The organism is Microcella sp. (genome assembly GCF_019739195.1).
GTDB lineage: Bacteria > Actinomycetota > Actinomycetes > Actinomycetales > Microbacteriaceae > Microcella.
Map to the genome: position 1 here is coordinate 2,527,728 of NZ_JAHHDS010000003.1, position 18,369 is coordinate 2,546,096.

Sequence of the window (18,369 nt, forward strand, 5' to 3'; positions counted from 1 at the left end):
ATTCTCGCCGCCACTCAGCTCACGTTCGGTCGCGGTCTTGCGCGGCGAGTGCGCGCTCGACCCCAGCGAGGTTCTCGGTGACGAGGCGGCGCAGGGCGGGCGGGGCATCGCTGTTCGCCTCGAGCCAGGCGTTCGTCGCCTCGACGAGCTCGCTCGAGGCGAGCGGCGCCGGGTAGAGCCCGAGAACGATGTACTCGGCGATCGCGTGCGTGCGGCTCGACCACACCTCGCGCAGGGCGTCGAAGTAGGGGGCCACGAGCGGCTCGAGGTTGGCGGGGTCGTTGACGTGCGTGTAGCCCATCGCCGTCATGCGCACGATGACGTTGGGCAGTTCGTCGCTCGCCACGAGCGAGTCGAACGCCGCGCGCTTGTCGTCGACGCCGGGCAGTGCAGCCGCGGCACGAGCGGCCGCCTGCTGGCCGTTCGAGGTGTTGTCGCGGGCGAGCGCTGCGTCGATGTCGGCTCGGGATGCTGCGCCGTTGATCGCGAGGCCCTCGAGTAGCTCCCACTCGAGGTCGGTGTCGATCTCGACGCCGGGCAGGGTGATCGAGCCGTCGCGCAAGCCAGCGAGCGTTTCGACGTGGGACGGCGTGCTCGCGACGTTCGCGAAGAACTTCACGAACTGGAACTGGCTGTCGCTTCCGGCCTCGGCAGACTGAGCGAGCGACCACAGCGCATCGCCGATCTCGGCGATCGTGCCGGGGCGCGCAGCCGGGTCGACGTAGAGGCGGGCCACGGTGAGCAGCTGCGTGAGCGTCGTGCGCACCGTGGTCGATTCGGTCTCGCTCGCGATGTTGCCGAGCACGAGGCGCACGTAGTCGCGAGGTGCCGTCTCGGCATCGCGCGTCGAATCCCACGCCGAGCCCCACACGAGCGAGCGGGCAAGGGGGTTCTCGATCTTCGCCAGGTGCTCGATCGCGACCGCGAGCGAGTCTTCGTCGAGGCGAATCTTGGCGTAGGCGAGGTCGTCGTCGTTGAGCAGCACGAGCGCCGGGCGCGGCATGCCGATCAGCTCGGGCACCTCGGTGCGGGTGCCGTCGACGTCGAGCTCGAGACGGTGAGTGCGCGTCAGCGCACCATCCACCAGCTCGTAGAAGCCCACCGCCATGCGGTGCGGACGGATCGTCGGGTAGTCGGGGTGCGCGCTCTGCAGCACGGCGAAGCTCGTGATGACGCCCGACTCGTCGACCGTCAGTTCGGGGCGCAGTGTGTTGACACCGGAGGTCTCGAGCCAGAGTTTCGACCAGTCACCGAGTTGGCGGCCGCTCGTCTGCTCGAGCTCGTGCAGCAGGTCGCTCAGCTCGGTGTTGCCCCAGGCGTGCTTGTCGAAGTAGCGGCCGACGCCAGCGAAGAAGGCGTCTTGGCCGACCCAGGCGACGAGTTGCTTGAGCACGCTGCCGCCCTTGGCGTAGGTGATGCCGTCGAAGTTGACCTGCACGTCTTCGAGGTCGTTGATGGTCGCGACGACGGGGTGCGTGCTCGGCAGCTGGTCTTGACGGTATGCCCAGCTCTTCTCCATGGCCTGGAAGGTTGTCCACGCCTCGGTCCACTCGGTGGCTTCGGCCGTGGCGATCGTCGACGCCCATTCGGCGAACGACTCGTTGAGCCACAGGTCGTTCCACCACTTCATGGTGACCAGGTCGCCGAACCACATGTGCGCGAGCTCGTGCAAGATCGTGACGACGCGGCGCTCTTTCACCGCGTCGGTGACCTTACTGCGGAAGATGTAGACCTCGGTGAAGGTCACGGCCCCCGCGTTCTCCATGGCGCCGGCATTGAACTCGGGTACGAAGAGCTGGTCGTACTTCTCGAAGGGGTAGGCGACGCCGAACTTCGACTCGAAGTACTCGAAGCCCTTGCGCGTGATGTCGAAGATGTAGTCAGCGTCGAGGTGCTCGAAGAGGCTCGCGCGGGCGAAGATGCCGAGGGGAATCGTGCGTCCGTCGCTGCTCGTCAGCTCGCTGTGCACGCTCTGGTAGGGGCCAGCGATGATCGCGGTGATGTAGCTCGAGATGCGCTTCGTGGCGGCGAAGACCGTCGTGGCTGCGTCACCGTTCTCGGTGCGGTTGTCGACGGGCGCGTTGGAGACGACGACCCAGCTCGCGGGCGCAGTGACGGTGAACTGGAACGTGGCCTTCAAGTCGGGCTGCTCGAACACCGCGAACACGCGGCGGCTGTCGGGCACCTCGAACTGCGAGTACAGGTAGACCTCGCCGTCGACCGGGTCGACGAAGCGGTGCAGGCCTTCGCCCGAGTTCGTGTACTCGTGGTCGGCGACGACCGTGAGCACGTTCTGCTCGGCGAGGTTATCGAGCTGGATGCGCGTGCCGTCGGCGACCGCGGAAGCGTCGAGCTCGACGCCGTTGAGGGTGACGCTGTGCGCCGTGCGGGTGATCGCATCGATGAAGGTGCTCGCGCCCGCGGTGGCCGAGAAGGTGACGGTCGACGTCGACCGGAACACCTCGTCGCCCGTCGTCAGGTCAAGACCGATGACATAGCTCTCGGTCTCGACAATGGCCTTGCGCTCTTGCGCTTCGACGCGGGTCAGGTTCTCTGCGGGCACGGCGTTGGCCTCCTTGGGGCACGGTGCTGATCAGCACTCGGGGTACGGATGCGCGGCTCGTGGCCGCACGAAAGACAAGCCTAGACGCGCAGCCACAGTGCGCCGTGGGCGGGCAGACTCAGGCCGCGGCGCAGGTCGTGGCGGGCATCCGTCAGCAGGTCGACGGCGAGGGGCGGCAGACCCGACAGGGTGAGCGGCGCGATGAGCTGCTCGGTGTCGGCGACGTTCGCGAGGCAGAGCACGAGTGAGTCGGGGCCAGGGCGCTGGTAGGCCACGATGTGCGGGTTCTTCGCGTCGAAGCCGATGAGCGTCGTGCCGGCGAACTCGGGTGTCGTGCGGCGAACCTCGAGCAGGTGCTGCAGGCCGGAGTAGATGCGGCCCGCGTCGGTGGTGGGGTCATGTCGCTGGGCGTAGCGCTCGGCGGGGTAGGGCGGGCGGTTCGCCCAGCGGCTGTCGTCGGCCTGCGCGGGGTCGTCGGCCCAGTGCGGGTCGTTGAGCTGGCCGACCTCGTCGCCGAGGTAGAGCAGGGGGATTCCGCCGGTCGACAAAATGATCGAGTGCGCGAGCAGGATGCGGCCGATCGCACCGGCATCGCCCGCTTCGAGCCCTGCGAGCGACGCCGTCGTGCCCGAGATGCGACAGTCGCCCGTGGCGGGGTTGTCTTGAAAGGGAATGCCCCGCGCGAAGCTGCCCTCGTGCCTGCCGACGTAGAAGCTGTTCAAGAAGCGGCGGTGGTCGAAGCCGTCGATGCCGAGCTCTGCGGCGTCTTCGTCGGCGAAGGTCCAGCCGATGTCGTCGTGGCTGCGCACGTAGTTGACCCACACGGTGCCCTCGGGCAGGGTGTGGCGGCGGTCGAGCGCCTGCTGCAGCAGCCGGCCGTCACGAGTGGCGAGCGAGTTCCAGATGAGGGCCATCTGCAGCGGGTTGTAGCTGATGCGGCACTCGTCGACACTGATGTACTCGATGACCTGGTCGGGGTGCACGATCGCTTCGCTCTTGAACAGCACGGCGGGCGCGGCCATGGCGAGCACGGCGTTGAACGCCTGGATGAGCAGGTGCGCTTCGGGCAGGTTCTCGCACGTCGTGCCGAGCTGCTTCCAGATGAAGGCGACCGCGTCCATGCGCAGAATGTCGACGCCGCGATTGGCGAGAAACATCATCTCGCCCGCCATCGCGCGGAAGACCGCGGGGTTGCTGTAGTTGAGATCCCACTGGAAGCTGTGGAAGGTCGCCCAGATCCAGCGCTCGGCCTCGTCGCGGCTCGGCACGGTGCCGTCGGGGAGGGGGAAGGGCACGAACGCGCCGGGGTGATCGTCGGGAAAGATCTCGCGCACCGTGCGCTCGTAGGCGTCGGGCATCTCGCGCCCGTCGAAGACGTAGTAGTACTGCTCGAAGCGCGCATCGCCGCTCTGCGCGAGCTTCGCCCACTGGTGCTCGTTCGAGGTGTGGTTGAAGATGAAGTCGACGACGAGCGCGATGCCGTTCGCGCGCAGCTCGGCCGCCAGCGCTTCGAGCTGCTGCATGTCGCCGAGGGCGGGGTTCACCTGCCGGTAGCTCGACACCGCGTACCCGCCGTCGCTGTTCTCCTCCGGCGCCGCGAAGAGCGGCATGAGGTGCAGGTAGGTCAGGCCCAGTTCTCTGAAATAGGGGATGCGCGCCCGCACCCCGTCGAGCGTCTCGGCATAGCGGTCGACGTAGCAGACGCCGCCGAGCATGTCGTTCGACTGGAACCAGGTCGGGTTGCTCTCGCGCCGGGCGTCGAGCGCCGTCAGCTCGTCGCTGCGCTCTTGCGCTGAGACGGCGACTTGCACGAGCAGAGAGCGCAGCTCGGCCTCGGTCTGATCTGACTCGCCGTATATGCGCTCGAAGAGACTCTGCAGTCGGGGCAGCTCGCGCTCGATGCGCGCGACCAGGGCCGACCAGCGAGCGGGCGCGGTGTCGGGGCGGCGCACGTCGTTGAGCGCCCGCATCCTGTCGTCGGTGATCGGCACGCGCGCCAGTCTACGTCGACGTGCTGGGACCGGTTCCAGGCGGGATTGGCTGTTGTCCAAGCGGATAACTCGTGCGACGATGGTGCTCATGCACACGACCGTCTTCGAGCGCGATCGACCCGACGCCCGCGTCATCGCCGAGAGCCTCGCCGGCTCGCGCCTCTCACCGTTCTGGCTCGACGACCTGCCCGAGCGCCCGACCCTCGCGGCGCCGACGAGCGACGTGCACTGCGACCTGGCGATTGTCGGCGGCGGGTACACCGGGCTCTGGACGGCGCTGCTCGCGAAAGAGCGCGACCCGAGCCGACGCGTCGTTCTGCTCGAGGGCAAGAGCATCGGCTGGGCGGCGAGCGGCCGCAACGGCGGCTTCGTCGAAGCCACGCTCACGCACGGCGAGAAGAACGGCGAGACCCGCTTCGCCGACGAGCTCGAGACGCTCGACGCACTCGGCATGCAGAATCTCGACGAGATTCAGGCGACAGTCGAGACCCGTGGCTGGGCGGTCGACTTCGAGCGGGTCGGCTCGATCGCCGTCGCTACCGAGTCGTACCAGGTGCCCGACCTCGCCGCGGCCCACGACGGCGAGACCGAGCACTTCTACGACGCCGCCGCGATGCGCGCGCTCGTCAACTCGCCGACCTACGAGGGCGGGCTGTGGTCGACGCGCGATACGGCGCTCGTGCATCCCGGAAAGCTCGCCTCGGTCTTGCGCGACGACTGCCTCGAGGCCGGCGTCGAGATTCACGAATCGAGCCCCGTCGTCGACCTGCGGGCCGAGCCGAACGCCGTCGAGCTGCGACTGAAGAGCGGCGTCACGGTGCGCGCCGATCGCGTCGCGCTCGCGACCAACGCGTTTCCCTCGCTGCTCAAGCGCTACCGCCTGCACACCGTGCCGGTCTACGACTACGTGCTCATGACCGAACCACTCACGGATGCTCAACTCGCCTCGATCGGATGGCAGGGCCGGCAGGGCATCGCCGACAGCGCCAACCAGTTTCACTACTACCGCCTCAGTGCCGACAACCGCATCTTGTGGGGTGGATACGACGCGATCTACCACTTCGGCGGGCGCATCCGGCCCGAGTACGACGACCGGGCTGAGTCGTACGAGAAGCTCGCGAGCCACTTCTTCACGACCTTCCCGCAGCTCGAGGGTGTGCGGTTCAGTCACCGTTGGGCGGGCGTGATCGACACGTGCAGTCGCTTCTGCGCCTTCCACGCCACGGCCCACCAGGGTCGCGTCGCCTACTCGGCGGGCTTCACCGGGCTCGGTGTAGCCGCCACCCGTTTCGCGGCGAACGTCATGCTCGACCAGCTCGCCGGCGAGACCACCGAGCGCACGTCACTCGACATGGTGCGCAGCATGCCTCTGCCGTTTCCGCCCGAGCCTGCGACCTACCCGGCCGTGCAGTCGGTGCGCTGGGCGCTCGACCGCGCCGATCACAATTCGGGCACGAGAAATCTCTTCTTGCGCACGCTCGACAAGGTGGGTCTAGGGTTCGATTCGTGACCCTTCCCCTCGATGCAGCCACCGTGCTACAGGCCCTCGAGATCGAACTCGAGCACGAGCCAGTCGACGCCGAGCAGGTTGTCGACGGAACGCCGACCACCGGCATCGCCGCACTCACCGAGCTCGACGACTGGGAGGTCGGGGTGTGGGAAATCACGCCCGGCACCGTCACCGACGTCGAGGTCGACGAGATCTTCATCGTGCTGCGCGGTCACGCCACCCTCACGCGCGGCGACGGCACGCAGGTCGAGCTCGTCGCGGGCTCGATCGGCCGCCTCGACGACGGCGAAGAAACCGAGTGGCAGGTGCACGAGACGCTGCGCAAGATCTACTTCGCGTAGCGCAGCGCGCCGCGTTTCACCAGGTCGAGTCGCCTCGAATCACGACGTCGCTGCCGCCGTCGACGAAGACGACCTGACCGCACAAGTGCGAGTTCTCGACGCTCGACAGAAACACGATGAGGTTCGCCACGACGGCGGGCTCGGCGATGCCGTTGAGCGGCATCGGCACCATCTCGAGAATCGCCTTCGTCGACTCGTCGGTCGCGGTGTAGTCGGCGGTCATCGGCGTGCGGATGATGCCAGGAGCCACGGCGTTCAGCGGGATGCCCGCACCGGCCCACTCGGGCGTCGCAGCATTGCGGCGAATCCACAGTGCGAGCGATTTCTTGGTCGAGCCGTAGATGAGCCCGCCCTTGCCGGCGTCAAGCAGCTCGTGCGCGCGGTGCAGCGCGGCGGGCTCGTCGTGCGCGAGGCACGCGTCGACGAGCTCATCGTCGACGGGGAAGAGCGAGGCCATCGAGGCTGTCGCGACCGCGCGCGGAGCATCCGACCCCGTCAGAAGCGAACGCAACCCTTCGAGGGTGGCGAGCGCGCCAAAGTAGTTGACCGCGACCGTGGCGACCGACTCGGTCGCGAGACCAGCGTTGGCGATGACGGCGTCGAGCGTGCCGCCGCTGAGCTCGGTCGCCTGCGCGACGAGGGCATCGCGGCCTTCGTGCGTCGTGAGATCGACCGTGATGTCGGCATCGTGCAGATCGACGCCGATCACGCGGTGGCCCTGGGCGGTGAGTGCGGCGGCGGTGGCGGCTCCGATGCCGCTCGCCGCGCCGGTGACGAGGTAGGTGCGAGTCATGATGATTCCTTTCGCTCGGTGGTCTCCACGGTGCCACCGCTGGTCGGCCGCGTAAAGGGCCGAACGTCCTGGCCGCCGAATCGCGCCTCGTAGAATCGAGGCCATGCGCATCCACGTCGCGACCGATCACGCCGGCCTCGAGTTCAGCCAGACGGTGCGCGAGCACGTGGCCGCCCAGGGGCACGAGGTGCACGACCACGGGCCGGTCGAGTACGACGCGCTCGACGACTACCCGAGCTTCTGCATCAACGCCGCCCGCGCCGTCGCGCGTGACCAGGCGGCGGGAATCGAGGCCCTCGGCATCGTCTTCGGCGGCTCAGGCAACGGCGAACAGATCGCCGCGAACAAGGTGCAGGGCATCCGCGCCGCCCTCGTCTGGAGCGAGGCGACCGCGCAGCTCGCCCGCGAGCACAACGACGCCAACGTCATCGCGATCGGCGCCCGTCAGCACACCGTCGATGAGGCCCTGAGCTTCATCGACGTCTTCGTTTCGACCCCGTTCCCCGGCGATGAGCGCCACGCCCGTCGCATCGGACAACTCGCCGAGTACGAGACCACTGGGGCCATCGCCGGGCACGAGATCGTCTAGCGTCGTCGTGCCCGAAGGTCACTCCGTCCACCGCATCGCGCGTCAGTTCGCGCGGCACTTCGTCGGCGCACAGGTGGCGGTCAGTTCGCCGCAGGGTCGCTTCGCCGACGGTGCGAAGGTGCTCGACGGCCGCACCATGACCGATGCGCGAGCGGTGGGCAAGCAGATGTTCCTCGAGTTCGACGACGCCATCTGGCTGCGGGTGCACCTCGGCATCTACGGCGCGTGGGACTTCTTCGGCTCTATCGAACAAGACGCCACGCAGCGTTCGGCGGGCGGGCGTATGGGCCAGACGAACCAGCGCGGTACCGACCTTGATGAGGCGCCGGATGCCCGCACGACGGTCGTCGGCGAGCACGAAGACTCGCTCGCCTCGATCGGGGCTCCTCGCCGCACGCGTCTGCGCATGGCCGAGGCCGACTCTGAGACCGAGGTCGACAGCACCTTTCCTCCCGAGCCCGTCGGGCAGGTACGCGTGCGGTTGCTCACCGAGACGGCCGTCGCCGACCTGCGCGGGCCGACGGCGTGCGAAGTGCTCGATGCGGTGGCCGTGCAGGCCGTCGTCGACGCGCTCGGCCCCGACCCCGAGAACGACGACCCCGAGATCGGCGAGCAGCGCATGGTCGAGCGCGTGCGGCGCCGCCGCGTGCCGATCGCTCTGCTGCTCATGGACCAGTCAGTCGTAAGCGGCATCGGCAATGTGTACCGCGCCGAAATGCTCTTTCGTGCCAGGCTCGACCCTTTCGCGACGGGCGCCTCGCTGCCCGATGAGCTCGTGCGCGATCTGTGGCGCGACTGGCGCTACCTGCTCGGTGTCGGCATCGAGACCGGCCAGATGCTCACGATGGACGGCCTCGACGACGACGCCCAGCGGGCGGCCTTGCGCAATCGAGCCGACCGCCACTGGGTCTACAAGCGCGAAGGCCTGCCGTGCCGTATCTGCGGCACCCACATCACGATGCAGCTGCTCGCGGCGCGCAAGCTCTACTGGTGCCCGAGCTGCCAGGCGCCAGCGTCGTGAGCACGAGAGCGTCGCGCCAGCGGGCGACGAGAGAGGAGCATCCGTGAGGCACACGCCGCACTTCGTGCTCGACGACCGCGACGAGATTCGGCGGCTGATTCGCGAGAACCCGTGGATGACGATCGTGTCGCACCCGCCCGACCGCGGCATCGTCGCCTCGCACTACGCCTTCCTGCTCGACGAAGCGGCGTCGACCGGCGACGAGATCGTGCTCATCGGCCACGTCGGCCGGCCCGACGAGCAGGCGCACGAGCTCGGTGCGCACGAGGTGCTCATCATCGTGCAGGGCCCTCACGGCTACATCTCGCCAAGCTGGTACGCCGAAGGCGACATCATTCCGACCTGGAACCACGTGACGGCGCACCTCTGGGGCACACCCGAGCTGCTCACCGACGAGCAGAATCTGCAGGCGCTCACCGAGCTCACCGACCACTTCGAGAGCCGCGTTGTCAAGCCCCGCGGGCTGCACCTCGACCCCGAGTATTCTCGACGTATCGCCCGCGGCACGGTCGGCGTTCGAGTGCGGGTGACCAGGGTCGATGCCCGCGCAAAACTGAGCCAGAACAAGCCGCCCGAGGTCGTCGAGAACATCATCGGCGCCCTCGAGAGCGACGCACCGTACGGGCATGCCGAGTTGGCACGCGAGATGAGGAGACACCACGATGCGCGCGATGCGTAACGCGCGGCCGCTCGGCGGCCACGACCCGATCGACCTCATCGTCGACGACGGTCTCATCACCGCGATTCTGCCGGCCGGCATCGAGGCGGTCGGCCCCGATGACCTCGACCTCGGCGGCCGCTTCATCATGCCGGGGCTGTGGGACGAGCACGTGCACCTCACGCAGTGGGCGCAGCACCGCCGCCGCATCGACCTGAGCGCCGCCGAGAGCGCGGCCGAGGCGGCCGCGATCGTGCGATCGAGCATCCACCAGGGCGACGCGCGTGACGAGGTCGTCGTGGGCGTCGGCTTCAGAGACGGACTCTGGCCGGATGCGCCCTCGGTCGCCCTGCTCGACGCCATCGCGCTCGACCGGCCCATCGTGCTCATCAGCGGCGACGTGCACTGCGTCTGGCTCAACAGCGCTGCGCTCGTGCGCTTCGGCGTCGACGCGTCGGTCGCCGACGAGTGCGACGGCGTACTGCGCGAAGACGCCGCGTTCGCGATCACCGCCCGGCTCGACTCGGCGGGCGACGACGAGCTCGACCGCTGGGTCGGCGAGGCCGCGCGCGAGGCAGCGGCCCGCGGTGTCGTCGGTGTCGTCGACCTCGAGATGCGCTGGAACCACGACGACTGGCAACGCCGCGTCGAGGCGGGCTTCGACGACCTCCGCGTCGAGTTCGGCGTCTACCCGCAGCACCTCGATCGCGCGATCGAGCAGGGGCTGCGCACCGGCACGGCCGTCGCCGGCACGGTCGCCGTCGGGCCGCTCAAGGTCATCACCGACGGCTCGCTCAACACGCGCACCGCCTACTGCTGCGACCCGTATCCGGATGCTCCTGCCGGGTCGTACGGCCGCCTCAACGTGCCGCCCTGCGAGTTGCACCCACTGCTCGCCCGCGCGAGCGATGCGGGCTTCGACCTCGCCGTGCACGCGATCGGTGACGCGGCCAACCGTCTGGCTCTCGATGTGTTCGCCAAGCTCGGCCGCGGCGGACGCATCGAGCACGCGCAGCTCGTGCACGAGAGCGACTTCGCCCGCTTCGCGGCCCTGGGCGTCACCGCGAGCGTGCAGCCCGAGCATGCCCTCGACGATCGCGATGTGGCCGAGCGCTACTGGCCCGGCCGCACGCAACGGGCGTTCGCACTGCGCTCACTGCTCGACGCCGGCGCGCACGTCGTGCTGGGCTCCGACGCGCCGGTCGCGCCTCTCGACCCGTGGGTCGCGATCGCCGCGGCGACGGCACGCACGCGCGACGAGCGCCCCGCGTTCCACCCCGAGCAGGCGATCACTGTCGTCGAAGCGCTCGCGGCGTCGACGCGCACGCTCGTCAGCATGGGCGAGGCCGCCGACCTGGTCGTTCTCGACGTCGACCCGCTCACAGCCGATGCGGCGACGCTGCGCACCATGCCGGTCGCGGCGACTCTGCTCGGCGGTCGCGTGACGCACGCCGACCGCGCGCTCGACTACTCGGCGATGTGGGAGAACAAGAACCAGCGGTCGAGCTCGATCTGATCGGTGATGCCGATCACGATGTCTTCGCTCACCGGGTCGAGCTCGCCGAGGCCCTCCATGGCTGCGCGCAGGGTCACGAGCACAGCGTCGATCGCTGTCACGATGTCGGCGATCAGCAGGTCGCTCTGCTGAAAGCCCTCGCGCACCGACGGCACCGAGGTCTTCTTGGCGACCGTCGTCGTGCGGGCATCGAGTGGAAGACCGAGTGCGGCGATGCGCTCAGCGGCTTGATCGAGACCGGCGCGTGCGTGGTCGACGAGTGTGTCGAGCAGCTCGTGCACGGCGATGAAGTTGCTGCCGCGCACGTGCCAATGCGCTTGCTTGCCTTCGAGCGCGAGCGCCGTCAGGTCGATCACCACGGGGCCCAGGTATTGGGCGACCCCCGAGGTCAGTTCAGGGTCCTTTGCGCCTTTGGGGGCGGCATCGACAGTCGTCATGAGGTGTCCTTCCGTGTGTCACCAGCGGTCGATTCACGGTAGAACAGCCGTCTGGACGGCCGCGGGGGGTTGACACACGACGCGAGCAGCTACCTCAGATGTGAGATGCGCACGGCGACCGCGCGCACGTTCTGCAGGCGGCGCTCGTAGCGAGCACCCAGCGCGATGACGGCGATGCCCGCGAGGCCGAGCCACACCCACCACTCGACCGTGTCGCCAACGAGCTCGAGCAACGGCCAGCTCTGCACGAGCAGGTGCACGAGCAGCACGGTGCCACCGATGACGAAGGGCGCCTGCAGCGTCAGACGCAGCGCGAGCACGAAGACGCCAGCGGCGACGACCCCGAGGGCGACGGCGCGCCACAGTGGTTCGCCCACGGCGTCGATCGCCAGCAGCGACGGAACGAGCAGCACTGCGACTCCGGGGCCGAGCCACGGCCAGCTGCGCGCGGTCGGCTCGTCGCTCAGCTTCATCGCCCCGATGGCGAGCAGGCAGGCTGCGAGCGGCAGGCTCACGAGCTCGACCGGATCGACGATGCCGGTGAGACCGAGCAGCCCGGCGCTGAGCGCGGTCACGCCCGTGCCGGCAGCGGTGACGGCATCGCGCAGGCGGCCTGTCGCGAGCATCCACGCCGCTACCGAAGCCGCGGCGGGAAGCGCGACGATGACGACGGCCCGCACGAGCTCGGCGCCGGTCGCGAGGGCGCCGACGGCGACGAGGTCTAGCGTGTGGGCGATCGTCAGCAGCCCGAGCGCTGCGAAACCGGTGGCGACGAGCGCGCTCGACAGGCGCGGCACATGAGCGTCGATCGTTGCCGGTCGCAGCAAGGGCACGATGGCCAGTGCGATCGCTACGACGGCGACGGCGACGTATCGCGCCCAGGTGCCGTCGACGCTCGCGAGCGCCGTCGGCACGAGCGCCACGATGAGAGCGGCTGCGGTGAGCGGGGCGGCGGTGCGATCGACCGATTCGCCGTCAGCCGACCTCCGGGCGAGGAGGGCGTTCGCCGCCGCGATCGCGAGCACCGCGCCGGCGAGGGGCAACGAGTAGGCCTCGGGCTGATCGATGCCGTTGTCGACCAGGGCGATCCAGAGAGCGGCCGTGCCGAGGGCGAGAGCCACCCAGCCGATGAAGCGACGCCGCGACCGCGAGCCGATGAGCCCGTCGCGGCTAATGGCCGTGACGAGCTCGAGCACCGCGAGGGCGAGTACGGGCGCCCAGGCGTGTGCGGTGGTCGGCGATGCTCCCCAGCCCGCTGCGAGAACGACGATGCCCAGCACGCCGCCGGTGACGTCGCCCAGCACGCGATCGATGCGCGAGCCGGTCGCCTCGCGCCCCTGCAGCAGACCGAAGGCGCCGACGACGACGATCGCGCCAATGGCGACGGTCGCGCTGACCGAGGCCTCGAGTTGCCAGGGCGACACGGCCGAGAGTGCGAGGGCGACGACGGGCAGTGGCAGAGCTGCGCGAGCGATCGACCGCTCGATGCCGGGTCGACGCACGGCCACGAGGCCGAGGGCGACCACGAGTGCAGAGAGGGCCACGATCTCGTCGAGCCCCTCGACGCTGGAGGAGCCAGGGCGAGCGGCGAGCCCGAGAGCGATCGACGCTACGAGAGCCACCGCGACGGCGACACCACCGCCCGCGTGGCGTTCGGCGGCGCTCAGGCGGCCGAACTGCGTCAGGGCGATGAGCAGGGCGCCGGTGAGCACGAGCACGGCCGCGGTGCTGAGGTCAGGCAGGCCGACGAGGGCTGCATCACGCGCGAGCGAAGGAACACTGCCCAGCACGAGCGCGGCGGCGAGTGCGATGGCTGCCGCGCGCAACGACCGCTGCGCCGTCGCGGGGCGGGCGATGCCGATCGCCACGAGCGCGATGATGAGACCGATGACGCCTCCGCGGGGTGTCGCCCAGCCCGTGAGGAAGGCGCCGAAAGCCGCACCTGACGCGAGCGTGATGCAGAGGGCAAGCAGCGCTCGGCGAGCATCCGACGACCTGACCGCGGCGATGCGGTGTAGGGCCACTGCACCTCCGACGGCGAGCAGCGCGAAGAGCGCCATGACGAGCCACCACGGGCCGAGCAGTGGAACGATCGCGACGACGAGAATCGAACCGATGAGGGTGACGACGCGAGAGCGGTGCACGAGCACGCCGAGTGTGGCCCAGCTCACCGCGATCAGACCCAGCGACATCGCGAGAGCGCCCAGGGCCGCGACGGTCGCGGGCTCGGCTGAGGTGACCGGGTCGCCCACCCCGATCGGAAGCGTGCGCAGCGACTGGGTCGCCGCCTCGGCGAAAGCGGATGCGCCCACGACCGCCGTGAGCCCGCCGGCGAGGGCGGCGTGCGCGGCCGCGACGAGCGTGGCGCTCGCGAACGCCGTGCGTGCGGCAGAGTCGACGGCCGACCGTCGCCACGCTTGCTCGGCGACGACGGCAAGCACGACGGCGGCGATCACCGGGGCGCTGACGATCACGCGATCTTGGTCGAATCGCAGCGCCGACAGCACGGCTCCGGCCATGGCCGCGAACACGGCTCCGCCGCCAAGCGCCACCAGAAGCAGCGTGTCGAGGGCTCGCCGAGGTCGCCGAACGGCCGAGGCGCTCGTCGCCACGTGTAGCAGCGCGGCAGCGGCGAGCACGAGCCCGCCGACGACCGGCGCCCATCGGTTGCCATCGTCGAGCCCGCCCAGGCTCACGAGCGCGATGGTCGCGCCGATCGCGCCGAGAGACTGCGCAACGATGCGCGCAGCATCGCGTGTGCGCGCGAACACCGGTCGCACGATGCGCCACGAGAGAGCGGCGGTGATGACGCTGGCGAGCGCTCCCGCCGTGAGGGCGGCGCCGCCGATGCTCGGCAGCACCTCATCGACGAGGTGCCCCGTCAACAGTGCGGCGCCGACGGGCAGTAGCCCTGCGGCCACGATGGCCGGAGTGCTGAGGCGGTTGGTGAGCGACCACAGACCGCAGAAGCCCGCCACGATCAGGAGGGCGGCGCCCCAGTACAGCTCGTCGGGCACGAGATCGAGCCCGATGGGGCTGTCGACCCGCAGTGCCCAGGTGACCAGCATGAGCATGATCGTGCCGAGCACGGCGATGCCCTCACCCGTGGCATCCAGACCGCGTCGCTTGAGGGCGCCCGCCGCGATCATGGTCAGCAGCGTGCCGCCCGTGATGATCGCCATGCGCACCTCGGTGCCGTAGGTGACGAAGGCGAACACGAGCGCAAAGACCGCGAAGACCGAGAGCAGGCTGACGCCCACGACCACGAGGGCGATCTGGATGCCCGAGCGCCGTGGCTCAGAGGGTGCAGCCGCGCCGGTCTGCGGGTCGGCCGGTGCGGCCAGGAGCGGGGGAGCGGAGGTCGCAACGGCAGCGGCCGCGGTCGAAGCGGACTGCGATGCGGCGGGCGCGGTGGCGGGTCGAACCGCAGCGCTCGCGGTCTCGCGGCGGATTCGGCCGATGAGGTCGAGGCGAGCATCCACCGCATCGGCGGCCGCGACCGAGGCACGCGCGAGCTCTGCCGAGGCCTCGTGCCGCAGATCGAGCCCGCACGAGGCGCACACCGTGGCGGTCAGCGGCACGAAGCAGGCAGGGCAGCTCGTCGTCGACCGCAGTTCGGCGCTCGATCGCGGAAACACGACGCGGCCTGCCCACGCGCGGTCACCAGTCGGGTCGGCGGGTGGCGGTGGCGTCGCTGTCATGCCGCACACACTATTGCCCTCGCTGCCCCGCGGTCACGAAGCGAGTGCAGCCTGTGCACGGCAGCCTCGAAAAACGTTGGGGTGCACTTTCGGCGACGCGCTCGCCAGAATGAGCCCATGCCCGACACCCCGGAGGCGTTCGCCGCCGTCTACACCGAGCACCTCGGTGCCGTGAGCCGCTATCTCGCTCGACGCGTCGCCCGTGATGACGTCGACGATCTCGCCGCCGACGTGTTTGCGGTCGCGTGGCGCAAGCGTGCGTCAGTGCGGCCCGGCGAAGAACTGCCGTGGCTGTACCGCATCGCGGGGTACCTCGTGGCGAACCACCGTCGCCGCCTCGCCGCCCGGGCGTCGGTGCTCGGGTTGCTGTCGGTGCCCGACTCGGCCCCGTCGGCCGAGTCTCTCGTCACGGCAGACGCCGAGCTCGCCCGCGCATGGAACGCCCTCAGCCCGCGCGATCGCGAAGTGCTCGCGCTCGTCGTGCTCGACGACCTGTCGGTGAGCGATGCCGCTGTGACGCTCGGGGTGTCGGCGAATGCCGTGAGCATCCGCCTTCATCGCGCCAAGAAGGCGCTCGCCGACCAGCTCGCTCAGAATTCTGCCGACGATTCTGAAAGATCAGGCCGCCCCGCGACATAAACCGGGTATGAACAACACCACTGATGACCCGGCTGAGCGCCTTCGTCGCAGCGCCGGTACAGCTGATACCGCCCCTGAGCTCGCGCCCGAGCTCGTGACGTCGGCCTCGAGCCGTCGCGCCCCTCGTCTCATCAACCACGGTCGGGTGACGCGCGCGGCGAGTGTCTCGATGGCAGCGGTCGCGGCCGTGGCCGTCGGGTCGCTGGTCATCGCCAACCCCGTCGCTCCGCGGGCACCGCTGTTCACGGCGGCGGAGGGCAGCGGCCCAGCATCGGCGCAATCGTCGGCGCTCGCCGAAGACGCCCGCATCGCGATGTGGATCAACTACGAGTACCTCGCCGGCGAGGGCCTCTCGAGTGATTCCGGTCGCGGGAGCGTCTACCAACTGCAACGAGTCGGCACCCCCGAGCAGGTGCTCCGTGATGCCGCCGCCGAGTTCGGGCTCGCAGGTGACCCGGTAGAGAGCGCCTACTTCGACCCCGCCTATCCGACCTACGTGATCGGCGCCGAAGACGGCACCGCGCCCTCGCTCACCGTGACCTGGACCGGCACCGGCAGCTGGTGGTACAGCAACCCTCTGGCCTACCCGCCGCCCGTGTGCGAGCGCGTCACCGGGCAAGACGAGAACGGCGAATCGTTCGAGTACGACGACTGCGTGCAGCCCGAGATCGAGAACTCGCTCGCGCCGGGCGGAGCTGAGGCCCAGGCGCTCGCCGCCGAAGTCTTCGCCTCGACGGGCCTCGAGGTCGACGCCGACGACGTGCGCATCATCGCCGACGAGTGGCAGACGATGGCCGCCGCGAGCCTCACCGTCGACGGTGTCGCGACTGCGGTCGAGTACGCCATGGCCTGGTCGCCGACCGGCGACATCGCCTGGGCCACCGGTCACGCGATCGACGTCGTCGACCGCGGCGAGTTCGACACCGTCTCGGCCGTCACCGCCGTCGAGCGCTTGAGCGACTGGCGCTGGTTCGGCGCCGCGGGCCCCGACTACCAGGGCGGCATGAGCATCTTGGCGGCCGAGACAGGAGTGGCGCGGGATGCTGATGCCGCAGTCGGCTCGCCCGACACGTCGGTGTCGTCGCCGGTCGAGGAGCCGGTCAGCACCGAGCCCGGCACCACCGAGCCGAGTGAGCCCGCGCCCACCGAGCCTGCCAAGCCCACCGAGCCGGTCGACCCGGGCACGGAGCCCACTGACCCCGTCGAGCCGACCGACCCCGGCACGGGCGAGGAGCCGCTGCCCGTCGACCCCGGCACCGAGCCGCTGCCGGAACCCCTGCCCGAGCCGGAGACGGTGACGATCACGATCGACGAGGCCGAGGCCACGCTGCTGCTCATGTGGGACTCCGAGGGCAACGCCTGGCTCGTGCCCGGCTACGCGATGCCGCACCCCGACGGCTGGTTCAACACGATCGTCTCCCTCATTGAGGGCGTCATCGAGCTGCCGGCCCCCTTCGAGGGCGAGATCATGCCCTACGTCGAAGAGACCGTGGTCGAGGACTAGACCCTCCTGAAGACGTCGCCCCCGCGGGTTGGGCCGCGGGGGCGTCGTCGTGCGCAGGAGGTCAACGATGCCCGGTGCAGTGCCGGGCTCGGCGTGATCTGGGTCGGGACCTTCTACTCTGGTGCGCGCTCTCGCACTGCCGCATCATGATGCGATGTCGAGTCGAGCTCTGAGCGCGGTGGCCGCAGTGGTCTTCTGCATGGTTCTCGCGGCGTGCGCATCCTCGCCATCTGCTGATCCCTCGTCACCCGCGCCCTCAGCGTCGACGCCCTCCGCAGAGGCATCGCCGTCGACCACGAGTTCTTCCTCATCACCGACGGCGACCCCGACGGTTCCCACCACCCCGGAGACGACCGCTCCGCCGCCCCCTCCGTCCAATGCCGTGCCGCAGCAGGTTCAAGGACTCACCACGGCAGAGGGGGGAGGAAGCGGAGAAGTGCTGGTGCGCTGGGCTCAGAACCCCGAGCTGGATGTCGTCTCGTACACCGTGTTCCGAGCGACGACTTCGGGCGGCGCTCTGACGCGCATCGGCTCGGCGTCGCGCCAAGAGGTAACCCAGTTCGAGTTCGCGCCCTTCGTCGATTCGTCGGCGACCGTGGCGTTCTACCGCGTGCGCGCCGTCGACTCGGCGGGCCAGGAGGGACCTCTGTCGGTCGAGCGCTGCGGTGCCTCGGTGGGCTACAGCTGCTGACCCGCGGGAGCGGCGGTGCGAGCAACGAGGGTCGCGATGCGCGGAATGCGACGACCGCGCTCGTCGCGCGGAGCGCGCTGCGCCGCAGGAGCGGCGGCGCAGCAAGAAGTGAATATCGAGGGGCTGACGAGAATCGAACTCGCATCATCTGTTTGGAAGACAGAGGCTTTACCACTAAGCTACAGCCCCGAATTCGGCGGATTTCCGCCGGTTTTCGTACCCACTATCCAGCGTAACGCATCTAGCTCGGCTCCCGGCGGCAGCCCCGCACGACTCGGCTAGACTTGCCGAGGCCATTTTTCGACGCGACGCCCTGTCGTGACGCTGACGTGGTCCACGGTCACGGTTTCGGGGCGTAGCTCAGCTTGGTAGAGCGCCCGCTTTGGGAGCGGGAGGCCGCAGGTTCAAATCCTGT

The 18,369-nt window shown here is 69.5% G+C and carries 15 protein-coding genes and 1 tRNA gene; 9 read left to right on the forward strand and 7 right to left on the reverse strand.

The window, feature by feature from the left end; translation table 11 throughout:
• Positions 1–19: 19 nt before the first annotated feature.
• Both pepN and KL788_RS13935 read right to left on the reverse strand, forming a co-directional pair.
• Entirely contained in the window at positions 20–2,563 is a 2,544-nt protein-coding gene (gene pepN / locus KL788_RS13930) for an aminopeptidase N (protein WP_293173038.1), read from the reverse strand.
• A gap of 80 nt (positions 2,564–2,643) precedes the next feature.
• Positions 2,644–4,533: an amylosucrase gene (locus KL788_RS13935; RefSeq protein WP_293173369.1), complete on the reverse strand. Its 1,890-nt coding sequence runs from the start codon at positions 4,531–4,533 to the stop codon at positions 2,644–2,646.
• A gap of 109 nt (positions 4,534–4,642) precedes the next feature.
• Here KL788_RS13935 and KL788_RS13940 point away from each other — a divergent pair, with 109 nt between their 5' ends.
• Both KL788_RS13940 and KL788_RS13945 read left to right on the forward strand, forming a co-directional pair.
• Positions 4,643–6,064 carry an NAD(P)/FAD-dependent oxidoreductase gene (locus KL788_RS13940; protein WP_293173040.1) on the forward strand — a complete coding sequence of 474 codons (1,422 nt, stop codon included), beginning with the start codon at positions 4,643–4,645 and terminating at the stop codon, positions 6,062–6,064.
• Positions 6,061–6,405, forward strand: coding sequence for a cupin domain-containing protein (locus KL788_RS13945; protein WP_293173043.1), 345 nt, complete (start codon positions 6,061–6,063; stop codon positions 6,403–6,405). Before KL788_RS13940 ends, KL788_RS13945 begins: the two co-directional genes overlap by 4 nt.
• A 16-nt stretch (positions 6,406–6,421) precedes the next feature.
• Here KL788_RS13945 and KL788_RS13950 read toward each other — a convergent pair whose 3' ends face one another.
• Complete coding sequence (locus tag KL788_RS13950; RefSeq protein WP_293173046.1) at positions 6,422–7,198, reverse strand: SDR family oxidoreductase; 777 nt, start codon at positions 7,196–7,198, stop codon at positions 6,422–6,424.
• A gap of 103 nt (positions 7,199–7,301) precedes the next feature.
• Between KL788_RS13950 and KL788_RS13955 the strand changes: the two genes are divergently transcribed.
• From KL788_RS13955 to KL788_RS13970, 4 genes are read left to right on the forward strand one after another with little or no spacing between them, the layout of a single operon-like run.
• Positions 7,302–7,787 (forward strand): ribose-5-phosphate isomerase, encoded by a 486-nt coding sequence (locus KL788_RS13955; protein ID WP_293173049.1) that lies wholly within the window; start codon positions 7,302–7,304, stop codon positions 7,785–7,787.
• A gap of 7 nt (positions 7,788–7,794) precedes the next feature.
• A complete protein-coding gene (locus tag KL788_RS13960; protein WP_293173052.1) occupies positions 7,795–8,808 on the forward strand; it encodes an Fpg/Nei family DNA glycosylase in 1,014 nt (337 codons plus the stop codon).
• Positions 8,809–8,851: 43 nt separating this feature from the next.
• Positions 8,852–9,487, forward strand: coding sequence for an FMN-binding negative transcriptional regulator (locus tag KL788_RS13965; RefSeq protein WP_293173055.1), 636 nt, complete (start codon positions 8,852–8,854; stop codon positions 9,485–9,487).
• Positions 9,471–10,982 (forward strand): amidohydrolase, encoded by a 1,512-nt coding sequence (locus KL788_RS13970; RefSeq protein WP_293173058.1) that lies wholly within the window; start codon positions 9,471–9,473, stop codon positions 10,980–10,982. The genes KL788_RS13965 and KL788_RS13970 overlap by 17 nt, the downstream gene beginning before the upstream one ends.
• Here KL788_RS13970 and KL788_RS13975 read toward each other — a convergent pair.
• On the reverse strand, positions 10,934–11,419 hold the full coding sequence (locus KL788_RS13975) for a Dps family protein (protein ID WP_293173061.1): 486 nt from the start codon (positions 11,417–11,419) through the stop codon (positions 10,934–10,936). The two genes, KL788_RS13970 and KL788_RS13975, sit on opposite strands and share 49 nt — an antisense overlap.
• Positions 11,420–11,508: 89 nt before the next feature.
• Complete coding sequence (locus tag KL788_RS13980; RefSeq protein ID WP_293173064.1) at positions 11,509–15,120, reverse strand: SCO7613 C-terminal domain-containing membrane protein; 3,612 nt, start codon at positions 15,118–15,120, stop codon at positions 11,509–11,511.
• A gap of 117 nt (positions 15,121–15,237) precedes the next feature.
• Here KL788_RS13980 and KL788_RS13985 point away from each other — a divergent pair, with 117 nt between their 5' ends.
• Both KL788_RS13985 and KL788_RS13990 read left to right on the forward strand, forming a co-directional pair.
• Positions 15,238–15,759: an RNA polymerase sigma factor gene (locus tag KL788_RS13985; RefSeq protein ID WP_293173067.1), complete on the forward strand. Its 522-nt coding sequence runs from the start codon at positions 15,238–15,240 to the stop codon at positions 15,757–15,759.
• Between the two features lie 7 nt (positions 15,760–15,766).
• Positions 15,767–17,263 (forward strand): hypothetical protein, encoded by a 1,497-nt coding sequence (locus tag KL788_RS13990; RefSeq protein WP_293173070.1) that lies wholly within the window; start codon positions 15,767–15,769, stop codon positions 17,261–17,263.
• 144 nt (positions 17,264–17,407) lie between these two features.
• Here KL788_RS13990 and KL788_RS13995 read toward each other — a convergent pair whose 3' ends face one another.
• Positions 17,408–17,602, reverse strand: coding sequence for a hypothetical protein (locus tag KL788_RS13995; protein ID WP_293173073.1), 195 nt, complete (start codon positions 17,600–17,602; stop codon positions 17,408–17,410).
• A 43-nt stretch (positions 17,603–17,645) separates the two neighbouring features.
• On the opposite strand from KL788_RS13995, the gene KL788_RS14000 reads away from it, so the two are divergent.
• The gene (locus KL788_RS14000; RefSeq protein WP_293173076.1) at positions 17,646–17,954 is read left to right on the forward strand and encodes a hypothetical protein; all 309 of its coding nucleotides are present in this window, start codon (positions 17,646–17,648) and stop codon (positions 17,952–17,954) included.
• A gap of 118 nt (positions 17,955–18,072) precedes the next feature.
• Here KL788_RS14000 and KL788_RS14005 read toward each other — a convergent pair.
• A tRNA-Gly gene (locus tag KL788_RS14005) sits at positions 18,073–18,143 on the reverse strand.
• Positions 18,144–18,369 lie beyond the last annotated feature (226 nt).